The sequence below is a fragment of the Moorena sp. SIO4E2 genome (genome assembly GCF_010671945.1).
Taxonomy (GTDB): Bacteria; Cyanobacteriota; Cyanobacteriia; order Cyanobacteriales; family Coleofasciculaceae; genus Moorena; species Moorena producens.
In genome coordinates, this window is record NZ_JAAHIE010000548.1 from 1 (window position 1) to 4,610 (window position 4,610).

At 44.5% G+C, this 4,610-nt stretch carries 4 protein-coding genes and 1 pseudogene; 2 read left to right on the forward strand and 3 right to left on the reverse strand.

Going from position 1 to position 4,610, the window contains the following annotated elements; all coding sequences use genetic code 11:
- The 3 genes and pseudogenes from F6K37_RS32685 to F6K37_RS32695 form a co-directional block, all read right to left on the reverse strand.
- Positions 1-266, reverse strand: a pseudogene (locus F6K37_RS32685) (hypothetical protein); the annotation flags it as partial.
- A gap of 49 nt (positions 267-315) precedes the next feature.
- Positions 316-651, reverse strand: a complete 336-nt coding sequence (locus F6K37_RS32690) for a hypothetical protein (RefSeq protein ID WP_287254807.1) — start codon at positions 649-651, stop codon at positions 316-318.
- Entirely contained in the window at positions 648-1,265 is a 618-nt protein-coding gene (locus F6K37_RS32695; RefSeq protein WP_044492254.1) for a sigma-70 family RNA polymerase sigma factor, read from the reverse strand. Before F6K37_RS32695 ends, F6K37_RS32690 begins: the two co-directional genes overlap by 4 nt.
- 154 nt (positions 1,266-1,419) lie before the next feature.
- Between F6K37_RS32695 and F6K37_RS32700 the strand changes: the two genes are divergently transcribed.
- Positions 1,420-1,572, forward strand: a complete 153-nt coding sequence (locus tag F6K37_RS32700) for a hypothetical protein (RefSeq protein ID WP_287254809.1) — start codon at positions 1,420-1,422, stop codon at positions 1,570-1,572.
- 318 nt (positions 1,573-1,890) lie between these two features.
- Positions 1,891-4,206 carry a GumC family protein gene (locus tag F6K37_RS32705; RefSeq protein WP_008179479.1) on the forward strand — a complete coding sequence of 772 codons (2,316 nt, stop codon included), beginning with the start codon at positions 1,891-1,893 and terminating at the stop codon, positions 4,204-4,206.
- Positions 4,207-4,610 lie beyond the last annotated feature (404 nt).

Genomic DNA, 4,610 nt, shown 5'->3' on the forward strand with positions numbered 1-4,610 from the left:
AAAGTTGAAAGTTGAAAGTTGAAAGTTGAAAGTTGAAAGTTGAAGGTGGGTTGAAGGTTGAAGGTTGAAGGTTGAAGGTTGAAGGTTGAAGGTTGAAGGTTGAAGGTTGAAGGTTGAAGGTTGAAGGCTGAAGGTGGGTTGAAGGTTGAAGGTGGGTTGAAGGTTGAAGGTGGGTTGAAGGTTGAAGGTGGGTTGAAGGTTGAAGGGAAAAAAAACACTTTTCCCTTGCCATAGCCTAGGCTAGAGCAAACCTTTTGACAGGTCAAACCTTATCCTCTATAGGTGATCCTGAGGTGATGGTTCCTACTATTTCATTTATTGTCCAGTATTGGCTAAGATCATCCAATCAGCTGGTGGAGTATGAATGACATTGCTCACCGATGTCTCTCCCACAACTCCATGCCAATTTTTCTCTAAGAAAGCTTCTAGAGTGGTTAAATTGTGGGTGCGGTAACCACTCCAAGCCATCAGTAAACCAACAGCGATCGCTGAGGGAAGCAACCAAAGCTCTGGTTTACGAGTAGGCGGTGGGGATTTAGCGATCGCATTGATAACTCGTTCCTCCAAGTCAAATGCTGCTGGTGGAGGACTAGGTCGATGTTGGCGCAGAAATGCTTGCCATTGTTGGTCATCAGGTTGAAACTGAGTCATGGCATCTCTCCTTGTTGTTGGATGATATATTTCCGTAGGGAAGTTCGAGCGTGGAAAAGACGAGACTTAACCGTTCCGAGAGCTATGCCCAAAATTTTAGCAACTTCCTTTTGTGGCAAATCCTCTAAATCATGTAGCACCAGCACAGCACGATGGTTCAAGCTCAGCTGTTGCATACCTTGTTGAATAATGTCCTGATAGTGCAACTGCATCAGATCAGGAGTGTAGGAGGATTTGGCATTTTTGAGGGGTAGATCAGCTGTGTCCTCTGGAAGTTGAAGGTTGAAGGCACGTTGCCGTTGCAATTTGCCCCGCTGATCCGATGCCACATTCCAGCAGATGCGGTAAAGCCAGGTGGAGAACTGTGAAGGTTGCCGTAGTTTTGGTAAGCCTTTCCAAACTCGTAGGAACACCTCTTGTACTAAATCATCAAGAGCATAAGCACCACATAGCTGATAGATAGTTGACCTGACGCGCTGCTGATAGCGTCGGTATAGTTGGCGAAAACTCTGCTGGTTCCCCTGTTGGCACTGCAATACCAACTCTGTGTCTGTGCTGGTTGTTTTTGCAGCAGCAGAATCTTCTTTGGAAGCCTGGGCTGATCTGACTGACAACTCTGGGTTCTCCCTCACCGCTTTGTTTTCCGATGTTATTTAGACTCACTGGCCAACAGAATGGTTCAATCTGGTAAAAGTTTAGCCAGAAATGGAGCCAGCGGGGGTAGGGTGACCGTAAGCATTCAGCTATCAGCGTGTCGCGTATCAGCTAATGCCCACGCTACACCGAACAGCCAAAGGCCTGTGGCCACGCTACACCGAACACTTTATGCCCATAGCGCACGCTGTCTTGATCCAAAGCGCGAGTGGGGGAAACCCCCGTGAGGCCACTGCATCGCTACTGTTCGCGCAGCACCTCAAGTAGCGCAATCGGTGTTTTTGAATAAAATAAGCTGACGGCTGATGGCTGACGGCTGATGGCTGACGGCTGACCGGGTTTGGGTTAAGTCAGAAGATAGAAGACTCAACAGCTCTAGGGATTGCTGGTCTTACTGACACAACAATCGGTCGCAAAACCCTACCCCCGTTGGCCCGATACCCGACACCCGGTCAGCCCCTTAACTTTCTTATGTTCACAAGAATCACGGAAAATTTGCATATATTTACCAACTCTTTAATGTCGAGTGACTTTTGATATGATTAAATTTTATTAGTATTTCCATATATAGGTTGCATCTAACCGATGGCAGGGTTGGTAGCTAATTCGCACCAATACCAAAAATTATTTTATTGTGCAATCTACCTAGGGGGAGCCCCTGAAGAACTTATGGAGTCTAGAAGTTCTATAGATCTCGATCTTAGCCAATACAAACTGCTATTGAAACGTCGTTGGCTGCCAGCAGTTGCTATTTTCCTATTTACAGTTATCTCAGCTGCCTGGTCTACCTTGTTTCTCAAGCCTTCCTATGAAGCTGAAGGAAAACTACTGTTTAAGATAGACCGAACCGCTTTCTTGACTGGGTTGGGGGAGGAAATTGACCAGTTACGCCCTCTGGTTGATGCCCAGAACCCTCTGAGTACTGAAGTTGAGGTGATTTACTCCCACCCGCTTCTGCAACAGATCATTGATCAACTCAACCTCACTGATAACGAAGGTCTACCTTTGCAACCGGAAGCCCTCAAAAGAAAGCTCACTGTCAAAATTGTGGGTGGCACCGATGTGGTTAGGCTTTCCTACAAGGGTAAGAACTCAGAAAAAGGGGCTGCGGTGATCAATCAATTAATGAGGCTTTATATAGAGAATCAGATCCTATCCAAAAAGTCGGAAGCAGCAAAAGCCCGTGAGTTTATTACTAACCAACTTCCTCAAAGTGAAGCCAATGTCAGGCAAGCAGAAGCTGCTCTACGGCAATTTAAGGAACGCAATCAGGTTGTATCCCTCACAGAAGAAGCCCGGTCTTTGGTAGCGGTGATGGCTGACTTAGACAGCCAAATTACTACAGTTCAAGCTCAACTTGAAGAAGCCAATGCCCAAGCTGCTGGCTTGAGAAACCAGGTCGGTCTTAATCCCCAGCAAGCAATTGCTATCAGTGCTCTGAGTCAGTCTACTTCAGTACAGGGCGTACTCCAAGAACTGCAAGAGGTTGAGCGGCAATTAGCGGTTTCGAAAAATCGTTACGGTAAAAATCACCCGATCATGATTCGGCTCACCAAGCAGCAACGCTCCCTCAGAGGTCATTTACAACAGCAGATTAATCAAATACTAGGCTCTCAAAGTCTGGCTGGTACTCAGATACAAATTACTCAAGGGCTTTTAGAAGTTGACCAGCTCAAACAAAAACTGATTAACGATTTTATTGAATCAGAAGTCAAACGTCAAAGTTTAGCAGAAGGATTATCAACTCTTGCTAAGGCTAGAATTGCCTATGAACAACGGGTAAATGTTCTTCCTCGGTTGGAGCAAACTCAGCAGCAGCTCGAACAACGAGTCCAAGCTGCCCGCTTGACCTATGAAACCCTGTTGAAAAATCTCAATGAATTAAAGGTCGCAGAAAACCAAGATACCGCTAATGCTCGCATCATTGAGCCAGCAATAGTCCCTAAAAAGCCCTTAGGTGATAAGAAAATAAAGGTGTTGGCTCTAGGGGTGATGTTGGGGGTCACACTGGCCACGACTGCTGTCTTGCTCTTGGAAATGAGAGACCGCTCTATAAAAACTCTCAAAGAAGTCAAGCAGTTGTTAAGATATCCTGTGCTAGGGGTGATTCCAGTTTTCAAGCACAAGAAGCTCTCCCGTCGTCGGGATGACCTATTTTTCGGAGGGGAATTGCCCGTAACAGAGCAGCCTCATTCCATGGTGAGTGAAGTCTACCGAATGATTCAAGCGAATCTGAAATTTCTCAGGTCTGATCACCCACTTAAAGTTATTGTAGTCACTAGCTCCGTTTCCAAGGAAGGCAAATCTACGGTATCAGCAAACTTGGCCGCTGCTATGGCTCAACTGGGGCGTCGGGTTTTGCTGATTGATTCCGATATGCGTCACCCCTGTCAGCATTATATTTGGCAAGTAATGAATGTGGCTGGTTTGAGCCAGGTACTGATTGGTGAAGTGCCTCTAGAGCTTGCCATCTGTAAAGCCATGGAAAATCTTGATGTTCTCACCGCTGGGGTAATGCCTCCTAATCCTTTGGCACTCCTGGATTCAAAGCAAATGGCTTCCCTGATTCAGGAATGTTCAACCCAATATGACTTTGTGATTATTGATGCCCCACCCTTACTTCTGACTGCTGATGCCCTTTGCTTAAGTCCAATGACTGATGGCATGTTGTTGGTGGCTCGACCAGGTGTGCTGGATTTCGCTAATGCTAATGTGGCTAAACAAATGTTAGATAGTTCCGGTCAGACGGTTTTGGGTTTGGTGGCTAATGGTGTCATTCAAAAAGATGAATCCATTGGTTACTTTTACCAGTCACAGGAATACTTCCATTATGGCTCAGTAAGAAGATTGGTACAGCGTCAAGCCCAGACTAAAAAAACCTCGAATGTTTCCCGGAGATGATTCAAAACTATGAATTATGAATACTCCCTATTCCCTAGACAAAAAAACACTATAAATTAATGATTGAATACCCTGGATCAATCCAGACTATAAATAGACTAAACACCTATTTTTTTATGAATTAATAAATAACTACTTAACTGATGAATATAGTGAGCAATTAAGCATTATTATTAAACTATCAAATCCGGTTAATTACTTACCCAACCAAATAGGATGTTTGGGAATAGGTAATTACTAATCAGTAATCCTAAACTAGATAATCATCAACTACCAATTTACCGATTAGTAATATTGATGATTAGTCAAGCCGACATGATCGTCATGCTTTTATAGATTAGGTTTACTTTTATCTAAAAAGTTATCTAAAAAACTATCATGAAAACCCCTGTAATTGCTATTGG